Annotated in this window: 25 protein-coding genes; 14 read left to right on the plus strand and 11 right to left on the minus strand. The window is 49.1% G+C overall.

The features are described 5' to 3' along the window. Positions 1–1,836, plus strand: a complete 1,836-nt coding sequence (locus TM_RS06385) for an HAS-barrel domain-containing protein (RefSeq protein ID WP_004080005.1) — start codon at positions 1–3, stop codon at positions 1,834–1,836. Here TM_RS06385 and TM_RS06390 read toward each other — a convergent pair. From TM_RS06390 to TM_RS06420, 7 genes are read right to left on the minus strand one after another with little or no spacing between them, the layout of a single operon-like run. Beyond that, entirely contained in the window at positions 1,829–2,788 is a 960-nt protein-coding gene (locus TM_RS06390; RefSeq protein ID WP_004080004.1) for a sensor histidine kinase, read from the minus strand. The genes TM_RS06385 and TM_RS06390 overlap by 8 nt on opposite strands. Then, a complete protein-coding gene (locus TM_RS06395) occupies positions 2,769–3,449 on the minus strand; it encodes a response regulator transcription factor (RefSeq protein WP_004080003.1) in 681 nt (226 codons plus the stop codon). Before TM_RS06395 ends, TM_RS06390 begins: the two co-directional genes overlap by 20 nt. Then, positions 3,424–4,122, minus strand: coding sequence for a phosphate signaling complex protein PhoU (phoU, locus tag TM_RS06400; RefSeq protein ID WP_004080001.1), 699 nt, complete (start codon positions 4,120–4,122; stop codon positions 3,424–3,426). Before phoU ends, TM_RS06395 begins: the two co-directional genes overlap by 26 nt. Before the next feature lie 14 nt (positions 4,123–4,136). Continuing rightward, positions 4,137–4,892 carry a phosphate ABC transporter ATP-binding protein PstB gene (pstB, locus tag TM_RS06405; RefSeq protein ID WP_004079999.1) on the minus strand — a complete coding sequence of 252 codons (756 nt, stop codon included), beginning with the start codon at positions 4,890–4,892 and terminating at the stop codon, positions 4,137–4,139. Continuing rightward, entirely contained in the window at positions 4,876–5,706 is an 831-nt protein-coding gene (pstA, locus tag TM_RS06410; RefSeq protein ID WP_004079997.1) for a phosphate ABC transporter permease PstA, read from the minus strand. Before pstA ends, pstB begins: the two co-directional genes overlap by 17 nt. Beyond that, positions 5,703–6,530 (minus strand): PstC family ABC transporter permease, encoded by an 828-nt coding sequence (locus TM_RS06415; protein WP_004079995.1) that lies wholly within the window; start codon positions 6,528–6,530, stop codon positions 5,703–5,705. The genes pstA and TM_RS06415 overlap by 4 nt, the downstream gene beginning before the upstream one ends. Positions 6,531–6,579: 49 nt before the next feature. Next, positions 6,580–7,404 carry a phosphate ABC transporter substrate-binding protein PstS gene (locus TM_RS06420; protein WP_004079990.1) on the minus strand — a complete coding sequence of 275 codons (825 nt, stop codon included), beginning with the start codon at positions 7,402–7,404 and terminating at the stop codon, positions 6,580–6,582. A 224-nt stretch (positions 7,405–7,628) separates the two neighbouring features. Here TM_RS06420 and TM_RS06425 point away from each other — a divergent pair, with 224 nt between their 5' ends. The 6 genes from TM_RS06425 (at position 7,629) to aar (ending at position 13,077) form a co-directional block, all read left to right on the plus strand. After that, complete coding sequence (locus TM_RS06425) at positions 7,629–8,792, plus strand: ATP-binding protein (protein ID WP_004079989.1); 1,164 nt, start codon at positions 7,629–7,631, stop codon at positions 8,790–8,792. Positions 8,793–8,932: 140 nt separating this feature from the next. Beyond that, the gene (locus TM_RS06430; protein ID WP_004079987.1) at positions 8,933–9,181 is read left to right on the plus strand and encodes a TM1266 family iron-only hydrogenase system putative regulator; all 249 of its coding nucleotides are present in this window, start codon (positions 8,933–8,935) and stop codon (positions 9,179–9,181) included. 5 nt (positions 9,182–9,186) lie between these two features. Next, positions 9,187–10,602 carry a [FeFe] hydrogenase H-cluster radical SAM maturase HydG gene (gene hydG / locus TM_RS06435; protein WP_004079985.1) on the plus strand — a complete coding sequence of 472 codons (1,416 nt, stop codon included), beginning with the start codon at positions 9,187–9,189 and terminating at the stop codon, positions 10,600–10,602. Further along, entirely contained in the window at positions 10,589–10,834 is a 246-nt protein-coding gene (locus tag TM_RS06440; protein WP_004079977.1) for a hypothetical protein, read from the plus strand. Before hydG ends, TM_RS06440 begins: the two co-directional genes overlap by 14 nt. A 6-nt stretch (positions 10,835–10,840) precedes the next feature. Then, positions 10,841–11,887, plus strand: coding sequence for a [FeFe] hydrogenase H-cluster radical SAM maturase HydE (gene hydE, locus TM_RS06445; protein WP_004079975.1), 1,047 nt, complete (start codon positions 10,841–10,843; stop codon positions 11,885–11,887). Positions 11,888–11,937: 50 nt separating this feature from the next. Beyond that, the gene (gene aar, locus TM_RS06450) at positions 11,938–13,077 is read left to right on the plus strand and encodes a bifunctional L-alanine/L-glutamate racemase (RefSeq protein WP_004079973.1); all 1,140 of its coding nucleotides are present in this window, start codon (positions 11,938–11,940) and stop codon (positions 13,075–13,077) included. 41 nt (positions 13,078–13,118) lie between these two features. Here the strand turns inward: aar and TM_RS06455 are convergent, their stop codons facing one another. Beyond that, positions 13,119–13,592 (minus strand): type II secretion system protein, encoded by a 474-nt coding sequence (locus TM_RS06455; protein WP_004079971.1) that lies wholly within the window; start codon positions 13,590–13,592, stop codon positions 13,119–13,121. A 216-nt stretch (positions 13,593–13,808) separates the two neighbouring features. Between TM_RS06455 and gatA the strand changes: the two genes are divergently transcribed. From gatA to TM_RS06480, 5 genes are all read left to right on the plus strand, one after another. Continuing rightward, complete coding sequence (gene gatA, locus TM_RS06460) at positions 13,809–15,227, plus strand: Asp-tRNA(Asn)/Glu-tRNA(Gln) amidotransferase subunit GatA (protein WP_004079969.1); 1,419 nt, start codon at positions 13,809–13,811, stop codon at positions 15,225–15,227. Then, complete coding sequence (gene gatB, locus TM_RS06465) at positions 15,224–16,672, plus strand: Asp-tRNA(Asn)/Glu-tRNA(Gln) amidotransferase subunit GatB (RefSeq protein ID WP_004079967.1); 1,449 nt, start codon at positions 15,224–15,226, stop codon at positions 16,670–16,672. The genes gatA and gatB overlap by 4 nt, the downstream gene beginning before the upstream one ends. A 4-nt stretch (positions 16,673–16,676) precedes the next feature. After that, the gene (locus TM_RS06470) at positions 16,677–17,414 is read left to right on the plus strand and encodes a hypothetical protein (protein WP_004079962.1); all 738 of its coding nucleotides are present in this window, start codon (positions 16,677–16,679) and stop codon (positions 17,412–17,414) included. A gap of 120 nt (positions 17,415–17,534) precedes the next feature. Beyond that, positions 17,535–17,798 carry a type II toxin-antitoxin system Phd/YefM family antitoxin gene (locus TM_RS06475; protein WP_004079961.1) on the plus strand — a complete coding sequence of 88 codons (264 nt, stop codon included), beginning with the start codon at positions 17,535–17,537 and terminating at the stop codon, positions 17,796–17,798. A gap of 2 nt (positions 17,799–17,800) precedes the next feature. Next, positions 17,801–18,904: an ABC transporter ATP-binding protein gene (locus tag TM_RS06480; RefSeq protein WP_004079960.1), complete on the plus strand. Its 1,104-nt coding sequence runs from the start codon at positions 17,801–17,803 to the stop codon at positions 18,902–18,904. 14 nt (positions 18,905–18,918) lie between these two features. Here TM_RS06480 and TM_RS06485 read toward each other — a convergent pair whose 3' ends face one another. The 3 genes from TM_RS06485 to TM_RS06495 are packed head-to-tail and all read right to left on the minus strand — an operon-like array spanning position 18,919 to position 23,564. Continuing rightward, on the minus strand, positions 18,919–20,913 hold the full coding sequence (locus TM_RS06485) for a cell division protein FtsA (RefSeq protein ID WP_004079959.1): 1,995 nt from the start codon (positions 20,911–20,913) through the stop codon (positions 18,919–18,921). Further along, positions 20,910–23,183 carry an endonuclease MutS2 gene (locus tag TM_RS06490; RefSeq protein ID WP_004079958.1) on the minus strand — a complete coding sequence of 758 codons (2,274 nt, stop codon included), beginning with the start codon at positions 23,181–23,183 and terminating at the stop codon, positions 20,910–20,912. Before TM_RS06490 ends, TM_RS06485 begins: the two co-directional genes overlap by 4 nt. 3 nt (positions 23,184–23,186) lie before the next feature. Beyond that, positions 23,187–23,564 (minus strand): hypothetical protein, encoded by a 378-nt coding sequence (locus tag TM_RS06495; protein ID WP_004079956.1) that lies wholly within the window; start codon positions 23,562–23,564, stop codon positions 23,187–23,189. Between the two features lie 46 nt (positions 23,565–23,610). On the opposite strand from TM_RS06495, the gene TM_RS06500 reads away from it, so the two are divergent. Together TM_RS06500 and bglT are read left to right on the plus strand one after the other, a co-directional pair. Further along, complete coding sequence (locus tag TM_RS06500) at positions 23,611–24,570, plus strand: N-acetylglucosamine kinase (protein WP_004079954.1); 960 nt, start codon at positions 23,611–23,613, stop codon at positions 24,568–24,570. Continuing rightward, positions 24,567–25,814, plus strand: coding sequence for a 6-phospho-beta-glucosidase BglT (bglT, locus tag TM_RS06505; RefSeq protein WP_004079953.1), 1,248 nt, complete (start codon positions 24,567–24,569; stop codon positions 25,812–25,814). The genes TM_RS06500 and bglT overlap by 4 nt, the downstream gene beginning before the upstream one ends. Positions 25,815–25,818 lie beyond the last annotated feature (4 nt).

Here is a 25,818-nt window from a genome sequence, read left to right on the forward strand (position 1 = left end):
ATGAGCGGAAGAAAGATAGGGGTTGTCACCGGTATATTCCAGTCCAGTCCGTACGAATTCTTCGTTCGAATGACCGCCGAAAAGCCAGGAGAAGCGTACAAGGTATTCGCTCAGATAGAGGATGTTGTGAAGGTTGAGTACCTCACGGGGTACGGCACCGTCGTCACGTACGGAATGATCGTTGATATACAGAACAGATGGGATGGAGATCTGAGAAACGGCTACGAAGAGGAAGTTGCACTCGAGAAGTTGAAACCTGCCTATCCGATATACATCGCGAAGGTGAAGGTGACAAGATCGTTTCTGAAAGAAGGAAACAAGCTCCTCGAAGACGCTCCGGAGATCCCTCCAAACATAGGCTCCCCCGTCTTTCTCGTCGGAGATGAGGAGATAGACATCGCCCTTGGATTCGATGAGTTGAAGAGAAAGAACGTTGCACTGCCGGTTGGTCTGCTGAAGAACGGAAGGCCGGCTTATCTCGATTTGAGATACATCCTGGGAGACAACGGAGCCCACATAAACGTCTCCGGACAGTCCGGTGTTGCGGCGAAAACGTCTTACACCACGTTCCTCGTCAAGTCGATGATAGAAACGTCCAGCAAAAACGATGGAGATCTGATGAGAGAGCTGAGAGAGGCGAGATACATCATCTTCAACGTGAAGGGAGAGAGTCTGCTGTTTCTCGATCGCATTTCGAAGGAGTGGTATTCAGAAAGGGAGAAATGGGATGAAATGTACAGGGTTCTCGGCATTGAACCAAAACCTTTTGAAAATGTCGCATTCTACGCTCCCAGCAGGGAGAAGGGAGCTTACATACCGGATGTCAACAAGAGATTGATCGGTGTGAACGTTTACGGCTGGGACGTGTTCGACATCGTCGAAATGAACCTTCTGGAACTCATGTTCGATCCAGATGAGATGACGAGAAACCAGAACTTTCAGCTCGCGGTCTGGTCCCTCCAGGAGCACCTTTCCCAGAGAATGGAAGAGATGTACCAGGAATTTCTGAAAGAGGGATACATCGTTGACAGAAAAAAACTGCCGTCAGAAGCACTGCGCGAAGTGGTGATGAAGAAAGGTGAAGTCGTGGATCTTCCACTTGATCTCGATAGTTTGATAAAAGATCTTGGAGAAGGTGGAAGGACAAGAGAGTATCTCCTGGGAGAACACGTCCAGAAGCAGACGATCGGGATGCTGATCAGGAGATTGAAAGCCGCTCAAAAGATGGACTTCGACAGACTCTGGGTGAAACCGCCTCTGAAAGTGGAACCGTGGCAGACCAACTATCGGATCGACTGGAACGTGCCGGGAAGGGTCACAGTCATCGACATTTCGAAGTTGAGAGAACGCGCACAGGCGTTCGTTGTAGGTGCGATTCTTTCCGAGGTAATGAGAGAAAAAGAAAGAAACAGCGGTTTCACCCAGCCCGTTTTCATTTTCCTGGACGAGCTGAACAAGTACGCACCAAGACACGGCGGAGGAGCCCTTGCGAACATCTTCAGAGATGTGGCGGAAAGAGGAAGATCTTTCAGAGTGATCCTCATTGGAGCCGAACAGACCGCTTCCGAAGTGGATTACAGGGTAATCACGCAAGCCGCTACGGTGGTTGTGGGCAGGCAGAAAGGAGCCGAACTCATAAAACCCGAATACTCGCATCTCACAGAGCACTACAAGAGAAAAGCAGCACTCTTGAGACAGGGAGAAGTGATCATAGATCAGCCGTTCTTGAACCTTCCTCTCACGGTGAAGTTTCCACTCCCAGCCTGGTGCACGAGAGAAGGCGGGTGGCACAACCCGGAGGGGAAAACGTGGGAAGAAGAGGAGTTCATCATTTGAAGTGAACGATGAACTCTGATCCAACGAGCCACTGAGAGTTCACTTCCAGCCTGTAACCTATCGTGTCGCACAGGTGTTTCACTATGGAAAGTCCCAGGCCAGAACCGGGCGCCATCTTGAGTGCTTCTGAACCTCTGTAGAAGCGCTCGAATATCCTGCTCTTCTCCTCTTCTTTGATACCGATTCCCTGATCTTTCACACTCAGTCTTTCACCGGTGATAGAAATCTCCACCACAGAATCGGGATAAGAGTACTTCACGGCGTTTGAAACGAGGTTCTTCAAGATCGTGTGGAACACGAACCTGTCAGTTTCGATTGTTTCAACATCCACAAAAACGTTTACCTTGATCTTCTTTGACTCGATCTTTTCTCGAAGCTCTTCCAAGACCATGTGAACGACTTCTTCGACAGGAATGTGCTCCATCTTGAGTTCGTAAAGTCTCAGCTGTATCATGGTGAGCACCTTGAGCTGTCTGATGATCGTTTCCATTCTGTCCAAGGAGCGCTCAACTTTTCCGAGTATTTCGAGTTTTTCTGGATCGTTTTCTATGTCCTTCAGAAGAAAAACGTTTGCCTTTGACGCAGAAAGAGGTGTGAACAGCTCGTGGGAGACGGCCGTTACAAAATCGAGTTTTGCCTCGCTGAGAGTTCTCTCCTCGGTGAGATCGTTCACAAAGAGAAGACTCTTCTTCGGAAGGTAGCGGAGGGAGACGAACCTTTTCGAGTGGAGTTCAAAAAAATAGGCGTTTGTTTCAAGGGAGAAATTCTTTCTTTCTTGAACATCTCTGATGAATCTATCCATTTCCTTGCACGTGAAGATCGACATCAGATTCTTTCCCTTTTTGAAGCCGAGTTTCTCACCCGGTTTGTTCGCACCTTCCACTTCCAGGCCCTTCAGTATCACGATCGCTTCTCTGATATGATCGAGATCTTCAAGCTCTATCACCCTCATCACCCCGTGTTGAAAACTTGTATCCCAATCCCCTCACCGTTTTTATCCATCCCTTTCCTATCTTCGATCGAATGGCGCTGATGTGGACATCCACTACCCTGTCAGAGACGTAATCGTCTCCCCACACCCTGTTCAGGATCTCCTCTCTTGAAAAGACCTTGTTCGGGGTCGTGGCGAGGAGTTTCAAAAGCTCGAACTCTTTGGCTGTCATCTCAACGTTTTTTCCATCGTATCTGACTATGTAATCCTCTGGAAAGATCTCGAGTCTTCCAAATCTCAGTACCTTCTGTTCTTTCCCCATCCTTCTCAGAACCGCTTTCACACGTGCGAGAACTTCCCTTGGATTGAAAGGTTTTGTCACGTAATCATCCGCTCCGAGCTCTATTCCAAAGATGCGGTCCATGTCCCTGTCCCTTGCCGAGATGATGATGATGGCCATTTCCGGGTGAGAAACTTTCATCTCGGGAATTTCGTCCATCGCCACACCGTCGGGAAACATGAGATCGAGGAGAAGCACGTTGTACGTTCCTTCAGAGAGTTTTTTCTTGAGATCGAAAAGGGACTCTGCTTCGTCGCACTCGTATCCTTCGGTTTCCAGGTATCTCTTCAACACGCTCCTTATGTCTTCGTCGTCTTCAGCTATCAGCACCTTCACTCCCACTCTCAACACCCCTCAGGAATTCCTTCATGTTTTTTCCCGTTTCTATGTATATGACCTCCTCACAGAGGTTGTTGGCGTGATCTCCCACCCTCTCAAGGTCTCTTGCGATGAGTATGTAAACCAGCGCCAGCTCGGCCGAGATGTTTCCCTCCCTTATTCTTTCCACCACGATTCTTCTGATCTTCTTTTCCATCTCGTCTATCACGTCGTCGAACTTCCAGAGCCTGAAAGCCAGATCCACATCTTCTTCAACGAAGGCCTTGAAAGCGTCCTGAACCACCTTCAGGGTGCTTCCGAACATGTCTTTGAGTTCCTTGAGCATTTCGAATTTGATCTTCTCTTCAGAGAGAAAGAGACACTTCTCAGCTATGTTGCAGGAGAGATCTCCTATCCTCTCCAGATCGTTTGAAAATTTCAAGATGGTGATGATGTACCTGAGCTGTTTCAGGATGGGGTTGTACCTCGCTATGATCTGGTAAGCTTTTTCTTCTATCTCCCTGTTCAGTTCGTCTATCATATCGTCCGACTCGAGGACCTTCCTGGCGAGCGTCTCATTCATCGTCTCGAGGCTCTCTATCGCGTCGTTCAAAGATTCAGAGACCAGAAAGAGCATCTTCGAGACATCAGACTTGAGAAGTGTGAGTTCCCTTTCGAAGTGAACGTGATCGACCATACTTTCCGCCTCCATCATCCGATTTTTCCTGTCAGGTACTCCTCGGTGAGCCTGTTCTTCGGTCTCTCCACGATCTCCCTCGTTGGTCCGTATTCGATGAGTTCTCCTCTGTACATGAACGCTATGTAGTCCGCTATTCTTATCGCCTGGCCGATGTTGTGTGTGACGATCACGATGGTGTAATTCTCAGAGAGTTCTTCCAGAAGCTTTTCTATCCTCTGAGTCGCTATGGGATCGAGGGCCGATGTCGGCTCATCGAGAAGAATCACCTCGGGTTCAACGGCGAGTGCTCTCGCTATGCAGAGCCTCTGCTGCTGACCGCCGGAGAGTCTCGTACCAGATTTGTTCAGTTCTGACTTCACCTCGTCCCATAGGGCTGCCTTTTTCAATGATTCCTCTACTATCCGGTCGAGAATGTGTTTGCTCTTCACCCCGTGTATCCTGGGGCCGAACGCGACGTTGTCGTAGATCGACATGGGAAAAGGTGTCGGTTTCTGGAAGACCATACCGACTCTCTTTCTGTACTCCGTCACGTCGAGCTGTGGATCGTAGATGTCCTGTCCCTTGAAGTATATCTTCCCTTCAACCCTGAATCCAGGCAGATGATCGTTCATCCTGTTGATGCTCCTCAGGAGAGTTGTTTTACCGCATCCGGAGGGACCTATTATGGCGGTTATCTGGTTTTTGAAGATCTTCATCGTCACGTTCTTGACGGCTATCTTCTCGCCGTAGTAAGCGCTGAAGTTTTCGATCTCAATGATGGGCTCCATTCTTTCTCCTCCTCAAAAAGAAAGCTGTTCCATATATCAAGGCAACCACTATCATCAGAAAAGCGGCCGTTCCCTTCGCCATCCACTGGGCCGACTCGCCGTACGCCGCTGTGATGTAGTATATGTGTGTTGGCAGGGTCATAACAGGAGAGAGAAGACTCTTCGGAAGCTGTGTTGAATAGAACACGGCTCCTGTGAGCAGAACAGGAGCGGTCTCTCCCAGAGCTCTTCCACCACCGACGAGAACCGCTGTTATGATTCCTTTCCTCGCAGCGGGGAGAAGAACTTTGAAGATCACCTCTTCTTTCGTCGCACCGAGTGCCAGCGCCGCTTCTCTTATCTCAACAGGTATGGCCTTCAGGGTTTCTCTCGTGGAAGAAGCGATAACGGGAAGTGTCATGAGAGAAAGAGTCAACGCGGCAGCGAGCATGGAAGTTCCAAACTGAAGGGCCACGCAGAAAAAGGCAAGTCCGAAGAGTCCGTAGACGACCGAAGGAATACCGCTCAGGGCGGTCAGAGAGATATCTATCCACTTCGCGATCACGTTGTTTCCGTACTCAGAGAGAAACACTCCGGTGAAGATCCCAAGAGGAATCGATATGAGAAACGTGAGCACCATGAGGTAGAAACTGCCAAGGATGGCGGGAAAGATCCCTCCCTCCGTCATACCGTTCTTCGGGTAATCCAGGAAAAAAGAAGGTGAAAAGTACTTCACCCCTCCAGCGAGAACCAGTACGAACATGATCACAACAACTGCGAAGGCAACGTAACTCACTGCTCTGAAAACGTACGAAGCGATCAGGTCTTTTCTCATCTTGTCTGCCTCCCCGATATGTACCTGGAGAGTCCTGTGAGAACAAGGGAGATCACAAGAAGTATAACCCCGGCCGCAAAGAGCACATGATAATGCATGCTTCCAACGGCCACCTCACCTATTTCGCTCGCAATCGCGGCTGTCAGAGGTTTCACCGGATCGAAGAAAGAACGCGGTATTATGGCGGCTCCTCCGCCAGCCATGAGGACGATCATCGTTTCACCGACAACTCTGTTCACGGTCAGGACGAAGGCGTTCAATATGCCGGGAAGCGCCGCTCTGGTGGTAACCTTGAAAACCGTGGTGAATCGAGTCGCTCCGAGTGCCAGGGCGCTCTCTTCAAGGGCCACATCGACAGAGTCGAGTGCTTCAAGGGAAAGAGAAACGGTGTAGGGAAGGGCCGTGAGAATGAGACCGATGGATGCGAGCAGAAAGTTCTCGGTGGACCACACATCGAAATTGAGCAGAATAGGAGCGATGTACAGAAGAACGAAGAGTCCTATGATTACAGAAGGTGTCCCGGCGAGGAATTCCACTGTGGTTCTTATGAGGTTTTTCTCGAAGTCTTTAGCGTAAGTGTGGAGGAAAAAGGCTATAAGGTAACCGAGGGGAAGTAACACGGCAGAAGAAAAAGCCGTTAGAAGCAGAGTTCCGGCTATCATAGCGAGCATACCGTATTCTGGGGGATCCGCCGTTGGATACCAGTAGATACTCGTGAAAAGCTCGCCCCCGATTTCCACGAGGGCGGGCCAGGCTTCCCTGATCAGAAAGAAAACCAGGAGAAAGAGGGCAAGAATGCCAGTACCCGAAAGAGCGACTATCACCAGTTTTCTGAGGAAATTCGCCAGGGTTCTGTTCAGCTTCGATCCCTCCTCACTGACCGTAAGCGGCTATGTAACCTGCCTTTTCAACCAGCTCCTGTCCTTTCTTCGAGAAGGCGAACATGATGTACTCGAAGACGAGGCTTCCCATCTCAGGAAATCCATTTGTCGCATCGACAAACATGAAGAGAGGTCTTGCTATCGGGTATTTTCCTTTCAGAATGTTTTCCTTCGTCGGGTAGATACCGTTCACCTTCAGGACTTTCACATCGTCTGTGACGTATCCCACACCAACATAAGCAATAGCGTACGGATTTTTGGAAACACTCTCTACCTCAAGCTGGGTACTTTCGACCATTCTCACGTAAGGAGCCATTCTCGCTCCACCGAGGACTTTGTTTTCAAACGTTTCGTAGGTACCAGAAGCGGTGTTTCTCGAGTAAACAACGATTCTCTGTTTCGGGAGATTTGGATTCACCTGTGACCAGTACTGGATCTCTCCTGTGTAGATCTTCTTCAAAGTTTCGATGGAGATGTCGTCGATGCCGAGGTCCTTGTTCACAATGATCGCTATTCCGTCGAAAGCGATGAGGAAAGGAATGAAGTATTTTCCTTCCTTGTTCATTCTCTCGATTTCAGAGGGTTTGAGCCATCTGCTCGAGTTGGCGATGTCGGTCGTTCCGTTGAAGAGCGCCGCGATTCCTGTGGAAGAGCCCGCACCTTCGAGAGTCACCTGAAGATCCGGGTGGAGCTTTTTGAACTCTTCGATCCAGAGCTGAGCGATGGGAAAGACTGTGTTGGAACCCTTGATGACGAGCGTTTCTGCCACAAGAAAAACCGAAACTAATGAAAGAAGAAGTACCACAAACCTTTTCATAAGAGACACCTCCACATCAGGATTTTACCACTTCTTAGTTTCCAGGTTTTCTTTGTGTGATTTCACATGGTTTGTTAAGAAATGTTAAGCCGACTCTTCGTTCTGAAAGAGAACGATTTTGTGAGACTATCGTTCTATAACAGAACGGAAAATAGAATTCTACGAAAAATCGTTCTTTTTGAGAACGTTTTGTGCTATAATTCGTTCCAGAGGAGGTGCATACTGTGTACGAGGAGATCATCGAAAAATTGGATCTCCAGATGAACAGAATGATCAGTTTTCTTTCAAAAAAGATGCGTCTCTTTTTCCAGGATCTGGAAAAGAGATTCACAAACAGGGCGATCCTTCTCTACGGACCACGAGGTGCGGGTAAGACCACTTTTCTCCTGTCGATGGCAAGAAAGCACGGTTTTCTTTATGTTTCAGGAGATGAAATTCTCCTTCTGGACGTTCCACTACACGATCTTTTTCAGGAGATAATGAAAAATTATCCGGGCATCATCATCGACGAAGTTCACCTTCTGAAAAACTGGAGTACCATCCTTAAGGTTCTTTACGATAGCTTTCCCGACAAGGTTATATGGACGAGTGACAGCAGTTCCGTTCTCCTGAGAAAGGGAATATCAGATCTTTCGAGAAGATTCGTTTTGATCAGAATGCCTCTGATGTCTTTTAGAGAATTCATCCACTTCGAAACTGGAAAAACTCTGAGGAAGCTGAGTTCTCCCTTTGAGGTCTCCATCGATTACGCCGCCGAGGCTTTAAAAGAAGTGGACCTGATGAGTCTCTTCAGAAAATATCGAGAGACTGGAACAAGACCGTTCTATGTGGAAGGTAACTTCAGAGAGAAGTTAATGAACATCCTGCAAAAGGCGATCTACTACGATGTACCACACTTTCTTGGTACAGTAACAGAAAATCACCTTGGGGTCATGAAGGCAATCGTCGGCCACCTCCTCCATTCAAAGATACCGACGATAAACGTTGAATCCATGTGCAGAGAATGGGGTGTTGGAAAACAAAAGTTTTATCAGTTACTACAAACAATGGAAGAAATAGAGCTTGTGAACATCGTGCGGAAAAAAAGGGTAGAAAAACCCTTTTCAAAAGGGGAAAAGATCTTCTTATCTGATCCTGCCATGTACTACGCTTTCGAGGGAGAAATTGGAAATTTCAGAGAGGCTTTCGTTGTCTTCGCATTGAAAGAGATCGGGAAAATATACGCTGTGAAAAACGAAGAAGAAGGAGATTACGTTTTCGAAGGAATAAAGATAGAAGTTGGTGGAAAGAGCAAGAAAAAGAAATCGAGTGACTTCGTGATAAGGGACGATGTCGATCTTCCCGTTAGAAATGTGATCCCGATGTGGATGCTGGGGATGTTGTGGTGACTCTCAGAAGGTGGTATAATATGAACAGAAAGTGAGAAAAATCACAAACCTCCTGAGGTGGAGGGGAAAATCCTGACACCGGGGGAGGGGATGGATGGAAGTATACCCCTCTCCCGGCACGTGGAGAGGGGGTTTTCGTTTTGGAGAAGAGATTCTACATCCTCACCATCGTGGTGGAAGACCGGGAAAAAGCCTACCGACAGGTGAACGAACTCCTTCACAATTTCTCCGAAGACATTCTGCTCAGAGTCGGCTATCCCGTCAGAGAAGAGAACATGGCGATCATATTCCTCGTTCTGAAAACAGACAACGACACGATAGGTGCCCTCTCCGGAAAGCTCGGCCAGATTTCCGGTGTTCGCGTGAAAACAGTTCCTTTGAAGAGGTGATGTGTATGTATGTGTTTGTGAAAGAGCGTGTAGAGAGCAGATCTTTCATACCGGAAGAAAAGATATTTGAACTTCTGGAGAAAACGAAAAACCCGGATCCTGCAAGGGTGAGAGAGATCATCCAGAAGTCGCTGGACAAGAACAGGCTCGAGCCGGAAGAGACGGCCACCCTTTTGAATGTGGAAGATCCAGAGCTTCTGGAGGAGATCTTCGAAGCAGCCCGCACTCTGAAAGAGAGAATCTACGGAAACAGAATCGTTCTTTTTGCACCACTCTACATAGGAAACGATTGTATAAACGACTGTGTTTACTGCGGTTTCAGAGTTTCCAACAAAGTGGTGGAAAGAAGAACGCTCACAGAAGAGCAGTTGAAAGAAGAAGTCAAAGCGCTCGTTTCCCAGGGACACAAAAGGCTCATCGTTGTCTATGGAGAGCACCCCAATTACTCACCTGAGTTCATCGCAAGAACGATCGACATCGTTTACAACACGAAGTACGGAAACGGTGAGATCAGACGCGTGAACGTCAACGCGGCACCTCAAACGATTGAAGGCTACAAGATCATAAAGTCCGTGGGAATCGGCACTTTCCAGATCTTTCAGGAAACGTACCACAGAGAAACTTACCTGAAGCTTCACCCAAGAGGCCCGAAATCGAACTACAACTGGAGGCTCTACGGTCTGGACAGGGCGATGATGGCGGGAATCGACGACGTTGGAATAGGAGCGCTCTTCGGCCTCTACGACTGGAAGTTCGAAGTGATGGGTCTCCTTTACCACACGATACACCTCGAAGAGAGATTCGGCGTAGGACCGCACACCATCTCCTTCCCGAGGATAAAACCCGCGATAAACACACCATATTCGCAGAAACCGGAACACGTCGTGAGCGATGAAGACTTCAAGAAGCTCGTCGCCATCATAAGGCTTTCTGTTCCGTACACGGGAATGATTCTCACCGCGAGAGAACCCGCAAAACTCAGAGACGAGGTGATAAAGCTTGGTGTCTCACAGATAGACGCCGGCTCCAGAATAGGAATCGGGGCTTACTCTCACAAGGAAGACGACGAAGACAGAAAGAGACAGTTCACGCTCGAAGACCCAAGGCCCCTCGATCAGGTGATGAGAAGCCTTCTGAAAGAAGGTTTTGTACCGTCATTCTGCACCGCGTGCTACAGGGCTGGTAGAACGGGAGAGCACTTCATGGAGTTTGCGATTCCCGGTTTCGTGAAGAACTTCTGCACACCGAACGCCCTGTTCACACTACAGGAGTACCTCTGCGACTACGCGACCGAGGAGACGAGAAAAGTGGGAGAAGAGGTCATCGAAAGAGAACTCCAGAAGATGAATCCAAAGATCAGAGAGAGAGTGAGAGAGGGACTCGAAAAGATAAAGCGCGGTGAGAGGGATGTCAGATTTTAAAAGGATCCTCGAAGAGATCGCGGAAAAATACAACTGCAAGATCTGGATCTCAGAGAAAATAGGAAAGAGATGGTCCTTTTACAGAGATCTCAAAGCGGGAAGGGAAAAGTTCCTTCCCGCCGAGCTTCTCGTCGAAAACGAAAGGTTCGGAGTCTTCGCAGAAGATTTCCCGGAAGACAAAAGAGACGAAGTGATCCCTCTTTTGCAGAAAATTCTGGATGAACTGGAGTGATGAATCATGACCGGTAGAGAAATTCTGGAAAAACTTGAAAGAAGAGAGTTCACAAGAGAAGTCCTGAAAGAGGCACTTTCCATAAACGACAGGGGGTTCAACGAGGCTCTCTTCAAACTCGCGGACGAGATCAGAAGAAAGTACGTGGGCGACGAGGTGCACATCAGGGCAATCATAGAGTTCTCGAACGTGTGCAGAAAGAACTGTCTCTACTGCGGTCTGAGAAGAGACAACAAGAATTTGAAAAGATACCGAATGACTCCGGAAGAGATCGTCGAACGGGCAAGACTCGCCGTCCAGTTCGGCGCGAAAACGATCGTCCTTCAATCCGGTGAAGACCCCTATTACATGCCGGATGTGATATCGGACATCGTGAAGGAAATAAAGAAGATGGGAGTTGCCGTCACCCTGAGCCTTGGAGAGTGGCCAAGAGAGTACTATGAAAAGTGGAAAGAAGCGGGAGCGGACAGGTATCTTTTGAGACACGAGACGGCGAATCCCGTTCTTCACAGAAAGCTCAGGCCCGATACATCGTTCGAGAACAGACTGAATTGTCTTCTCACGTTGAAAGAACTCGGATACGAGACGGGAGCGGGCTCTATGGTGGGACTCCCCGGACAGACGATAGACGATCTGGTCGACGATCTCCTGTTTCTGAAGGAGCACGATTTCGACATGGTGGGAATAGGACCGTTCATTCCGCATCCAGACACACCTCTTGCAAACGAGAAGAAAGGAGACTTCACCCTCACGCTGAAGATGGTGGCGCTCACAAGAATCCTTCTTCCAGACTCGAACATCCCGGCGACCACCGCCATGGGAACGATCGTTCCGGGAGGAAGAGAGATCACCCTCAGATGCGGTGCAAACGTCATCATGCCGAACTGGACTCCTTCTCCTTACAGACAGCTTTATCAGCTCTATCCTGGAAAGATCTGCGTTTTCGAGAAGGACACTGCGTGTATTCCCTGCGTGATGAAGATGATAGAGCTCCTCGGCAGGAAACCAGGAAGGGACTGGGGAGGCAGAAAAAGGGTCTTTGAAACAGTCTGAACATAAGGTAAAATATGATGCGGTACACAATCACAACAGGAGGCCTACTCATGAACACAGACGACATTCTGTTTTCTTACGGAGAAGAAGACATTCCTTTGAAGGCGCTGTCGTTTCCCATCTTCGAAACGACGAATTTCTACTTCGACAGTTTCGACGAGATGTCGAAAGCCCTCAGAAACGGAGACTACGAATTCGTTTACAAAAGAGGAAGTAATCCCACAACGAGACTGGTGGAGAAGAAACTCGCAGCGCTTGAAGAGTGTGAAGATGCCCGCCTCGTTGCCTCTGGAATGAGCGCCATTTCGCTTTCCATCCTTCATTTCCTCAGCTCGGGAGACCACGTCGTGTGTGTGGACGAGGCTTACTCCTGGGCGAAAAAGTTCTTCAACTACCTTTCAAAGAAGTTCGATATAGAAGTCAGCTACGTTCCTCCCGACGCGGAAAGAATAGTCGAAGCCATCACGAAGAAGACGAAGCTCATCTACCTCGAAAGTCCCACGAGTATGAGAATGAAAGTGATCGATATAAGAAAGGTCACAGAAGCGGCAGGAGAACTCAAGATAAAAACCGTCATAGACAACACCTGGGCGTCGCCGATCTTTCAAAAACCAAAGCTTCTGGGAGTGGATGTGGTGGTCCACTCTGCGACGAAGTACATCTCAGGACACGGAGACGTGATGGCAGGAGTGATCGCAGGAGACGTCGAAGATATGAAGAACATCTTCGTGGATGAATACAAAAACATCGGACCGGTTCTCTCGCCCATAGAAGCCTGGCTCATCTTGAGAGGTCTTAGAACGCTGGAACTCCGTATGAAAAAGCACTACGAAAACGCTCTTGTGGTGTCTGACTTCCTCATGGATCACCCGAAGGTCCTCGAGGTGAACTACCCGATGAATCCAAGATCACCGCAGTACGAACTCGCTTCCTCTCAGATGAGCGGTGGCTCAGGACTGATGAGCTTCAGGCTGAAAACGGACAGCGCAGAGAAAGTCAAAGAGTTCGTCGAAAGTCTGAGGGTTTTCAGGATGGCTGTGAGCTGGGGAAGTCACGAGAACCTTGTTGTTCCAAGGGTGGCTTATGGAGACTGCCCGAAAAAAGACGTGAACCTGATAAGAATCCATGTGGGTCTCGGAGATCCAGAAAAGCTCGTGGAAGATCTGGATCAGGCACTCAAAAAGATTTAAAGCCCCCGGATGGGGGCTTTCTCTCTTTCAGGCGGGAGTGTTTACCACCAGAAGGCGTCGATGGTTTTTATAATTTGTACCTTAGTAGTATCTGCTTTCGACACACCATTACCGTATGTTTCTTTTAGAGCCCCCACTACGAGGTCAGGCAAATTATCGCTTCTCGTATTATAAACGATCTTAATCTCAATTTGTGTGTTACTATTGGTGGCACTTGTTGTTAACGTCTCCAGATTAGGATCAGTTAGAATGGTGTCATCAACAAAACCTTTACCTTGCAGTTCTGATCGCCAATTCGTGAGAGTCTTACCATCAACATCCTCCGTTGCCGGCAACGTTGCCATCAGATACTGTTCGATTCCCTGCTCCAGGTTTCTCAATTGAACCGCTATCCTTGTAGCCCTCGCTTTCCTCATCGCACCCGTTGCCGTTGGGATCAACACTGCCATCAGGGCTGCGATGATTGCCATAACGATCAGAAGTTCAATCAACGTGAAACCCGCTCTCTTTCTCATAAAATCCACCTCCCGGGTTAAAAATTGTTAAATATAGATTTTCACATTTTGCATTATACACCTTGACATGGTAGAATGTCAAGATTTTAATGTTGAAATATCACCCGCTAAGAACAGAAGAAAACTGTTAAATTCGTCTCAAAGACAAACCGGTACATTTCTTGTTACAGAATTATAACATACTTCTGCTATAATCCACGAGAGGAGGTGATCGATTTGGACTTCAGAAAACTCACAATAGAAGAGTGTCTGAAACTTTCCGAAGAAGAAAGGGAGAAACTCCCACAACTTTCCCTGGAAACCATCAAAAGACTCGATCCACACGTGAAGGCGTTCATCTCCGTAAGAGAGAATGTTTCCGTTGAGAAGAAGGGAAAATTCTGGGGAATTCCAGTTGCGATCAAGGACAACATTCTCACACTGGGCATGAGAACGACCTGTGCCTCCAGGATACTCGAAAACTACGAATCCGTTTTCGATGCCACAGTGGTGAAGAAGATGAAGGAAGCAGGCTTTGTCGTGGTTGGGAAGGCAAACCTCGATGAGTTTGCGATGGGCTCGAGCACCGAAAGATCCGCATTCTTTCCCACAAGAAACCCCTGGGACCTGGAAAGGGTTCCCGGCGGAAGCAGTGGGGGTTCTGCCGCGGCCGTTTCTGCAGGAATGGTGGTGGCAGCACTCGGAAGCGACACGGGAGGCTCTGTGAGACAGCCCGCTTCCCTGTGCGGTGTTGTTGGGTACAAGCCCACCTACGGTCTCGTCTCAAGGTACGGTCTTGTAGCGTTTGCAAGTTCTCTGGACCAGATCGGACCCATCACAAAGACCGTAAGAGACGCTGCAATCCTCATGGAGATCATCTCGGGCCGGGACGAAAACGATGCCACGACGGTGAACAGGAAGGTGGACTTCCTCTCGGAGATAGAAGAGGGAGTCTCCGGCATGAAGTTTGCCGTTCCTGAAGAGATCTACGAACACGATATAGAAGAAGGAGTTTCGGAAAGATTCGAAGAGGCCCTGAAACTTCTCGAGAGACTCGGTGCAAAGGTGGAGAGAGTGAAGATACCCCACATCAAGTACTCTGTTGCCACCTACTACGTCATCGCTCCAGCCGAGGCGAGTTCAAACCTTGCCAGATTCGACGGTGTGAAGTACGGCCTCAGGATAAAAGAGAAAGGCCTCAGGGAGATGTACATGAAGACAAGAAACGTGGGCTTCGGTGAGGAAGTGAGAAGAAGGATCATGATCGGAACCTTCACCCTCAGCGCTGCCTACTACGAAGCCTATTTCAACAAGGCCATGAAAGTGAGGAGAAAGATCTCCGATGAGCTCAACGAGGTGCTCTCGCAGTACGACGCGATCCTCACTCCCACCTCCCCGGTGACGGCCTTCAAGATCGGAGAGATAAAAGATCCTCTCACCTACTACCTCATGGACATCTTCACGATACCCGCAAACCTCGCGGGACTTCCCGCGATCAGTGTGCCGTTCGGGTTCTCAAACAATCTCCCCGTTGGTGTTCAGGTGATAGGCAGAAGGTTCGCGGACGGGAAAGTCTTCAGAATAGCGAGGGCCATAGAGAAGAACTCCCCATACAACGAAAACGGCATGTTCCCGCTCCCGGAGGTGAAAGCATGAGATACAGACCCGTCATAGGTCTTGAGATACACGTTCAGCTTTCAACGAAGACAAAAGCGTTCTGCTCCTGCCCGGCGGATGTCTTCGAGCTTCCTCCGAACACGGCGATCTGTCCCGTCTGCACCGGCCAGCCGGGGGCCCTTCCCGTTCCCAACGAAGAGATGATCAGGTTCGCCGTGAAGACCGCCCTTGCGTTGAACTGCAAGATTCACAAGTATTCCAGATTCGACAGAAAGAACTACTTCTATCCTGACCTTCCCAAGGGATACCAGATCAGCCAGTACTTCTACCCGATCGCAACCGAGGGTTTCCTGGAGATAGACGGAGACGAAGGAAGGAAAAAAGTCAGAATCAGAAGGCTCCACCTCGAGGAAGACGCTGGGAAACTCGTCCACGAAGGGGACTCCATCACCCGTGCGAGCTACTCTCTGGTCGATATGAACAGATGCGGTGTTCCTCTCATCGAGATCGTCACAGAGCCCGATATTTCTTCTCCGAGAGAAGCTCGCGTTTTCATGGAGAAGCTGAGATCCATCGTGAGGTACCTCGGCGTGAGCACGGGAGACATGGAAAAGGGAGCGCTCAGATGCGACGCGAACATCTCCGTTGTTGACACAGAAACGGGAAGACAGAGCAACAGGGTGGAAGTGAAGAACATGAACTCTTTCAGGTTCGTCGAAAGGGCTTTGGAGTACGAGTTCGAGCGAATTGTGAAGGCGATGGAGAGAGGAGAAGACGTGGAAAGAGAGACGAGAGGCTGGGACATGGCCACGAAGATCACCGTTTCCATGAGAGGAAAAGAAGAAGAGAGCGACTACAGGTACTTCCCGGAGCCGGACATACCGCCCGTTGTTCTCTCCGACGAGTATCTCGAAGAGGTGAAAAAGGAACTCCCAGAGCTTCCAGACGAGAAGGCAGAGCGATTCATGAGAGAGTACGGCCTTCCGGAGTACGACGCGAAGGTGCTCACCTCGAGTAAAGAACTCGCTGAGTTCTTCGAAGAGTGTGTGAAGGTGGTGAACAGACCGAAGGATCTCAGCAACTGGATCATGACGGAAGTTCTGAGAGAACTCAACGAAAGAAACATCGAAATCACAGAGTCAAAACTGACCCCTCAGCACTTCGCTGATCTCTTCAAATTGATGGACGAAGGAAAAATCTCCATAAAGATCGCAAAGGAGATATTCCCGGAAGTCTTCGAAACAGGAAAGATGCCCTCCCAGATCGTGGAGGAAAAGGGTTTGACTCAGATCAACGACGAAAAACTCATCGAGGAACTGGTGAAAAAGGCGATGGAACAGAATCCAAAGGCCGTTCAGGATTACAAATCAGGCAAAAAGAAAGCGGCAGGGTTTTTCGTGGGATACGTGATGAGAGAGACAAAAGGAAAAGCGAATCCGGAACTCACGAACAGGATCATTCAAAAACTCCTCGAGGGGGAGTGATATTTTGAAAAAGTTCCTTCCTCTTCTTTTTATTTTTGTGGTGGGGGGAGTCGTTCTTCCCGCCTCTTTCATCTGGACGTCCGATGGATATCACGTCAAATTCGGTGACACACTCTTTTTTGAAGCCTTCAACGATGGATGGGGTGTGGGAGTGAGCCTCTCGAAGAGTGCGACGAACTACCAGAAACTCGGTTTTCTCAAGGTGAAAACCTCAGAGGTCACTTTGAAGACGGGTCTTTCCTTTGGGAACGGCTGGAACGTCTTCTTCTGCGTCGATCAGAGAGATGTGATTCCGTTCCCCGGAAGTCTCTACTACGAGTTCTTCATCGGAAGATCGGGTGGGTACGCTATCCTGAAACAGGACTACATCGTGAAGATCGGTGGGTACAGACTATCCCTCGACAACTTCGCCTACATGTCCAGGGACACCGTCATGTTCCACAGCGGTCAATTCTCCATGGGAGGCACCTCTTTTGCGTACAGAGCTCTGAACAACACGGTTCTCTTTGGCATCTCAGATCCGGATAACGTTCTCTTTTTGGGAGCCGGACTGCTCAACTGGAAACTCGCCGGAGGAACAGGGTTCAACTTCACACTCACAAACGGCGTGGATGTCAAGCTTCTTGTTTCAGCCGCCGTAGATGAGGTCTCTTTTGGATTCATGGCACGTGCAAAGAAGGGAAATACCGATCTCACCTTTGTTCTGAACACGAACGAGTTCTACTTCAGTGTGAAATTTTAAGAAATCGCATGATATTCTTTGATAAACGGGGATATTTCTCGATATCCCCGTTTTTTCGTTCGAAACAGGGCTTGTAATTTTTTGTAAACTTGACTATAATTCTAGTCAGGGAGTGATGAAATGGATCTGAGCAGGGTTTCTTTTTACAGTCTTGCGGACGCGAAAGCGCGGTTCTCCCAGGTTGTCGAAGAAGCGAAAACGAAAGACGTGGTCGTGACAAAGAACGGTGTACCCGCGGTTGCTGTCATTGACTACGAGAAATACAAAAAGCTCATGGAATTCATGGATGAGATCCTCGATACTTATCTGCTGGACATCGGGAACGTGGAGAAGTATCTCGAGCTCAAAAGGTATTTTGAATTCAACGATTCACAGGAGGTGTGAGAATGGCTCAGGTTGTCCTTGAAAACGTCACCAAGGTCTACGAAAACAAAGTCGTCGCTGTGAAAAACGCGAATCTCGTCGTCGAAGACAAGGAGTTCGTGGTTCTCCTTGGACCATCCGGCTGTGGAAAGACGACCACTCTGAGGATGATCGCAGGACTGGAGGAGATCACAGATGGAAAGATCTACATCGACGGCAAGGTTGTGAACGACGTCGAACCAAAAGACAGAGACATCGCCATGGTGTTCCAGAACTACGCTCTGTATCCACACATGACCGTCTACGAAAACATGGCCTTCGGTTTGAAACTGAGAAAATATCCAAAGGACGAAATCGACAGAAGAGTACGTGAAGCTGCGAAAATCCTCGGAATAGAAAACCTGCTCGACAGAAAACCGAGACAGCTTTCAGGTGGTCAGAGGCAGAGGGTCGCCGTTGGAAGAGCCATCGTGAGAAATCCGAAGGTCTTCCTCTTCGACGAACCACTCTCCAACCTCGACGCGAAACTCAGAGTGCAGATGAGAAGCGAGCTCAAGAAGCTCCACCACAGACTCCAGGCAACGATCATCTACGTGACACACGACCAGGTGGAAGCGATGACAATGGCTGACAAGATCGTTGTCATGAAGGACGGAGAAATCCAGCAGATAGGAACTCCACACGAAATATACAACTCTCCAGCGAACGTCTTCGTCGCCGGATTCATCGGTAGCCCTCCAATGAATTTCGTCAACGCGAGAGTCGTGAGAGGAGAAGGTGGCCTCTGGATCCAGGCATCTGGCTTCAAAGTGAAGGTGCCTAAGGAATTTGAAGACAAGCTCGCAAACTACATCGACAAGGAGATCATCTTCGGTATCAGACCTGAAGATATATACGACAAGCTCTTCGCACTGGCACCTTCACCAGAGAACACGATCACAGGTGTTGTGGATGTGGTCGAACCCCTCGGAAGTGAAACGATTCTCCACGTGAAAGTCGGAGACGACTTGATTGTGGCATCCGTCAACCCGAGGACTCAGGCAAAAGAAGAACAGAAAATCGATCTGGTACTCGACATGACGAGAATGCACGCCTTCGATAAAGAAACGGAGAAGGCTATTATCTGAGGGGGCCGGCCCCCTCACTTTTTTATTCTGAACTCGATCACGTCCCCATCCTCGAGCAGTTCAGTGAACATGGCTCTCCTTCCGTTTTTGAGAAGTTCGTAGTCCTTGAGTCCGTCCAACTTCAAATCCTTGAGAAGGTCTATCACCATGGGTTTGAAGTCTTTCAGTTCCACTCTTTCTTCGTCTATCCTGTGGAGGATTTTCAAAGGAATCTTCTTCAATTCGCCGTTGAACGAGACAGTGATGTGGGGAACTTCAAGTGCTTCCTCCAGTGTTTTCCTTCCCTTTTCAACGAGGTCGATCTCTTCTCCGAGCGGCACTTCTTCATCGTCTTTCAAAGGAACTTCCCCTTTGAGAAGATCAAAATTCACGAGGGAGATCCATTTCTCTTCGCCGTTCACCACGATTCTTGTCTTTCCGTAGGAGATCTTTGACTTTATCTCGGAGATCTTTATCTTTTCCGGAAAGCTCACCACATCTCCTTCTTCTACGTCAGCATCGGGTGGTACTGGCGTTCCGTTCTTCACGATCTCCGGGAAGACCTCCTCCACACCTCCATCGGGAAGTTTCACTTTCACAGGTTTCACAAGGTCCTTTATTCTCAGTGGAGTTTCTTCCTCTTCGGTTTGAATATCTATCCTGTCACCATGCTTCACTCTGGAGGAGAGATTCGCCTCTTCGCCGTTCACGAAAATCTTCACGGAGGTTCTTCTCTTTGGCCTCAAGAGGGTTTTTCCGTTTAGTTCAAAGGAAATCATTTCTCCACCTACGAGCGAGGAGAACCTGTATCCCGCCTGTATGAGAACCTGCATGACCGAGTACCTGCCCACTCCTCCCATGAGCTTTACAGGAACCCCGTTCACGAAGACCTGAGAGAAAACGGATCCCCTGTTTCTCATGGCACTGTAAGCGATTCCCACAGGAGTGATGTACTCGCTTCCTTTGACCTTTCCGGTGAGATCCTCAACAAGACCGGTGCTTTCTACACTCTTCAGAGATACCCTGTCAAGAGGAAGATCCAACTTCCTGGCAAGACTTTCCACAAAACCCGGTACCTTCGCGCCGCCGCCGACCACCATCACAACAGAGGGGGCTCCACCGTTCAGCTCTGTCACGACCGTTGAGATCTCCGTTGTGATCTGATCCACCACAGGTTTTATCGCTTCGGAGACCTCCCGGACGTTCAACTCGATTTCTCTGTCCAGTATATTCTTCACCTTCACTCTTTCTTCTGAAAAAACGGTTCTCTTCACGTGTTCCGCCGTCTGAAAGTCGAGCAGAAATTTCTTTCCTATGGCTTCCGTTATCTCGTCACCCGCCATGGGAATCATTCCGTAGGCCACCACCGTTCCTTCCTTCGAGATAGCTATGTCGCTCGTTCCCGCGCCCACATCGACGAGAGATATGTTCAGATACCTGAGATCCTCCGGGACGGTTAGATCCATCGCCGCTATCGGCTCCAGCGTCACGTGAACCGGAGTGAGTCCCACAGTCTCCAGAACCCTCATCAGGGAATCCACAACGTGAACGGGAAGGAAAGCAGAGACCACCTTAACATAAGCCTTCCCGCCTCTGTGTCCCTCAAGCTTTTTCATCCACATTCCGTCGAGTCTGTACTCGACGACGGAGTATCCCACACAGAAGAAGTCCTCTTCTACACTTTCCTGCGCTTTAGTCACCGCTTCTATTTCAAGCTTCATAACGTCTTCGCGGGTGATGTGTCCGACCTTGGAAAAATCCAGCTCCGCCTCACCTACTTGAGTTTTCAGGAACCTTCCCGCGAGGGCTACAGCCACCTCTTTCAGTTCGATTTCGTTCCTCGACTCGAGTCTTTCTTTCACCTCTTTCACCGTTTCCGCCACTCCGAGCACATCGTGAACCTGACCGTCGAACATCGTGCGTGTTTTGTGTTCTATCAGTTCAGAATCCACGATTCTGATCGTACCTTTCTCCTCGACGGCGATCAAACCTGCTATCTTTCTGGTACCCACATCGAGAGCGAAGATCACACTTTCACCTCCACCACCGTGACACCCGTTCCCCCCTCAGAAGGTGTTCCGAATCTGAAAGAAACCACTCTTTTGTCCTTTCTCAGTATTTCCCATACTCCAGATGCGAGCTTTCCGGTGCCCTTTCCGTGTATTATGTATCCCTTGCTGATGCCGTTCATCATCAGGTCATCGATGAACTTCTTCACAACCGGCTCCGCTTCTTCAACCGTCATACCCCTTATGTCTATTTCCGTTCTGAAGCTCGAAGGTTTGTAAGAGAACGTTGAAGTTTCTTTCTTCTCTTCTTTTTTCGTCTTTCTCAGTTTCGACACGGGCACCTTCAATCTGAGAAAGCCAAAGTCAACAAGGGCGGTGCCACTTTTCACCTCAACGACCTTCCCCACAGAGGTTCCACCTTCCATTTTCACGTGATCTCCGGGTTTTATTTCTTCTTCGGTCGCTTCTTCGATTCTCTTTTGCTCCAGATCTTTCTTCTCTTTCTCTATCGTCTTCACCGCTTCTCTCATCTCGTCAACGCTGCCAGTTTTTGCCACGTGTATCGCCTGATCGAGTTCCTTCTTGACCTTTCTGATGTAATCGTTGAGCTCCCTCAGCTCTTTGTCGAACTCTTCTATTTTCATTCTTCTCAGCTTTTTGTAGTCTTCTTCGTATTTCTCTCTCAGTTTCATGTACTCTTCGCGTTCTTTCTGGAGTTTTCTCTTCTCCTCTTCGAGAAGCGAGATCTTCTCGTGGAGAGACCTTATGAGTCCCTCGAGTTCCATCTCCTCCCGAGAGAGTCTCGACCTGGCGTTTTCGATTATACGTTTGTCGAGTCCCAATTTTTCTGCTATCTGGAAAGCGTGAGAGCCCCCTGGAACACCAACCAGGACCCTGTAAGTTGGTGAGAGGGTTTCCGGATCGAACTCCATGGAGGCGTTCAAAAGCAGAGGATGGTTCATGGCAAAGACCTTCACGGGTGTGAGGTGTGTGGTTACGAAGATCGTCGCTCCTTTTTCCAGAAGATCCTCTATTATCGCGATGGCGAGGGCGGCTCCTTCCACCGGATCCGTCCCCGAGCCCAGCTCGTCGAGGATGACCAGTGAATCGCTGTCGGCGTTCTTCACGATCTCCACGATCTTCTTCATGTGTGACGAGAAGGTGCTGAGGCTCTGTTCTATGCTCTGCTCCTCACCGATGTCCGCCATGATCTTTGGAAAGACCTTCAGCTCCGTTCCTTCATCACAGGGGAGAGGGAAGCCGCTCATCATGAGGGCAGTAAAAAGACCAACAGTTTTCACAGTCACGGTCTTTCCGCCCATGTTTGGACCCGTTATGATGAAACCTCTTTTGTTGGGTGGAAGCTCAAGATTTATTGGAACCACTCTCTCCTTTGGTATCAACGGATGTCTTGCGTTGACAAGCCTTATCCGCGAAGAAGGTTTCACGACGGTTCCGTTGAACTCTCTTGCGAACTTCACCCTCGCGTAGAGGGAGTCGAAACGCGCTATGAGTTCCACGTTCCTCTCAAGGTCGTTGAGCCTGGAAAGGAGTATGTTCGTCAGCTGTCTCAGGATCCTGCTGATCTCCAGTCTTTCCTCCTCTTCTAAAAGACGCACTCTGTTGTTCAGTTCGACGAACTCGTCGGGCTCCAGAAAGACGGTGGCCCCGGAAGAGGAAAGATGGTGAACGATCCCCCTCACCGCGTTCTTCATGGAAGCCTTCACGGGGAAGAGATACCTTCCATCCCTGTAAACGTACATCTGTTCCTGAAGGATCTGAGAGTGCGTCCTGACGAAATCATCGGCCTTTCTCTTTATCTCGCTGGAAAGACGCTTCTTTTCCGTTCTGATCTCCCTCAATCTGGGACTCGCACGGTCCGAGATCTCTCCATCCTGTTCTATGCACCTGTTCACCTCTTCTACGAACTCTCTGAAGGAGCTGAGCCTGGAGAAGGTCTCTTTGAGTCTGCTGTATTCACGCTTTTCAAATTCTTTCTTCAGGATGTCACAGCCTTCGAGAAACACGGAGACACGAAGAAGTTCCCACGGTTCCAGAGGGGAGCCGGACTTCACCTTCTCCACTTCCTGAGAGATATCGTTCAATCCCTTTATGGGAGGCTCTCCCCACCTGTTAAAATAGTTCAGAAGCTCCTCCACGAGTTCGAGCTCGTCCCACGGATTCACCGTCGGTTTGAGAGTGTCCAGATGTTTTCTTCCCAGGTCAGAGAGCGCGTATTTCTTTACTATCTCCACAACTTTTGGAAAATCGAGTGATTCGAGATAATCCACTCTTCACCACCCCAGTCTCACAAACAGCGGAAATCTGATGCTCGAGTCCTTCAGCGTTATTGAATAACCAAAGCCCCATTTCACTCCTTCGTGCTTTTTCCAGAAAAAATTGACGACGGCAAGATAGGGTTTTGAAGAAAAGCCCACCCTTGTCTCAAGGGTAAACATGAAATCCCCCAGATCCAGATTCCTCACAGCACCGACGAAGAAACATATGGAGGAAAAATCCCAGAGTTCCACTCCCGCTGTGAACTCTCCAGTGTCCATGCCCACAGACGACACGGTTTCTCCTTCCGAAAAATCGTAGGAAAAACTCACGAAGACGTCTCCCATCATCTGAACGGAGACGATCACAAGCAGAGCGAGAATGATTTTTTTCATGTTTTCCACCCCGAAACGATTATACTATGATGGGGAGGTGAAGAGATTGCTCTTTCTCGGAGTGGATGTGGGGGGAACGAAAACACTGGCCGTTCTCAGCGATGAACAGGGAAACGTCCTGGCTATTTACAAAGGAAAAGGAGCGAACTATCAGGTCGTTGGAAAAGAAAATGCTGTCAGGAATCTCAAAGATGTGATCGAAGCCATTTTGGACAGGGCAGGAAAGACCAGAAAAGAGATCGATTTTGCCTTCTTTGGATACGCGGGAGCAGACTTCGACTACGAGATGAAGATCGTGAGAGAAATACTGGAAAAGCTCGGTCTTGAAAAATTCGACTTCGACAACGACGGAAGGATAGCCCTGAGATCGGGGGTTTTCGACGACATCGGCATCATGGTGAGCTGTGGAACAGGTAGCATCTCCTACGCATCGGACGGCAGAAGGGTGAACAGAATAGGAGGACTTTCTTTTTCACTGGGTGAGAGACTCGGTTCACACTACATCGCTTCTCTTGTGACCTCCGCTGTGATGAGGGCGAAGGACGGCAGAGACGACTGGACAACGCTCGTTGATGAGGTGGAAAAAGAGATCGGCCCGGTGGAGAACCTTCTGAGATACGACTACGAAGGAGGATACACAGCGGAGCTGGTCAAGAAAGTGAATCAGGCACTGTTCAGATGCGCCGAAAAAGGTGATGCGGTTTCTCTCAGAATTTTCGATGAGATCGTGGTTGAAGTGAAAAAAATCATCGACGCGCATAGAAAGGCACTGAACTTCACACCTCCCATCAAACTGATCCTGGAGGGAAGCTTCTTCAAGAACGCTCCTTCACTTCTGATAAACATGATAGAGAGCGCAATTGGTAGAGAGTACGAAATCGTCATACCGGAGCACGACCCTGTGATCGGTGCCGTGTTGTTTGCAATGGAACGGGTGGGACTGAGAGTAACAGAGGACCTTTACAACAGACTGGTGAGGAACTACCTCAGGGAGGTGAAGAAATGAGAATTGCGGTGATAGGTGGGGGAAGCAGCTACACCCCGGAGCTGGTGAAGGGACTTCTCGACATTTCCGAGGATGTTCGCATCGACGAGGTGATCTTCTACGACATCGACGAAGAAAAGCAGAAAATCGTCGTTGATTTCGTGAAGAGACTCGTCAAAGACAGGTTCAAGGTGCTCATAAGCGACACCTTCGAGGGTGCTGTCGTGGACGCGAAGTACGTGATCTTTCAGTTCAGACCCGGCGGACTCAAAGGTAGAGAAAACGACGAAGGCATTCCGCTGAAGTACGGTCTCATAGGTCAAGAGACAACGGGGGTTGGGGGATTTTCAGCGGCTTTGAGGGCGTTTCCCATAGTAGAAGAGTACGTTGATACCGTGAGAAAAACATCGAACGCGACCATCGTAAACTTCACCAACCCATCCGGCCACATTACGGAGTTCGTGAGAAACTACCTCGAATACGAAAAATTCATAGGTCTCTGCAACGTTCCCATAAACTTCATCCGGGAGATCGCAGAGATGTTCTCAGCAAGGCTCGAAGACGTGTTCCTGAAGTACTACGGCCTCAACCATCTGAGCTTCATAGAGAAGGTCTTCGTAAAAGGTGAAGACGTGACGGAAAAGGTTTTCGAGAACCTGAAGCTGAAGCTCTCCAACATACCAGACGAGGATTTCCCGACGTGGTTCTACGACTCGGTGAGACTCATTGTGAATCCTTACCTGAGGTACTACCTGATGGAGAAGAAGATGTTCAAAAAGATCTCCACACACGAGCTCAGAGCAAGGGAAGTGATGAAGATAGAGAAAGAACTCTTCGAGAAGTACAGAACCGCTGTCGAGATACCGGAGGAACTCACAAAACGCGGTGGCAGCATGTATTCCACAGCGGCAGCTCACCTGATAAGAGACCTCGAAACCGACGAAGGAAAGATACACATCGTGAACACGAGAAACAACGGCTCGATCGAGAACCTCCCGGATGATTACGTTCTGGAGATCCCGTGTTATGTGAGATCCGGCAGGGTTCACACGCTCTCGCAGGGAAAAGGAGATCACTTTGCTCTTTCTTTCATCCACGCGGTGAAGATGTACGAGCGACTCACAATAGAAGCGTATCTGAAGAGATCGAAAAAACTCGCTCTAAAGGCTTTGCTTTCCCATCCTCTCGGACCCGATGTGGAGGACGCAAAAGACCTTCTCGAAGAGATACTGGAGGCGAACAGAGAATACGTGAAACTGGGGTGAAATA

The organism is Thermotoga maritima MSB8 (genome assembly GCF_000008545.1).
In the GTDB taxonomy this organism is placed as follows: Bacteria; Thermotogota; Thermotogae; order Thermotogales; family Thermotogaceae; genus Thermotoga; species Thermotoga maritima.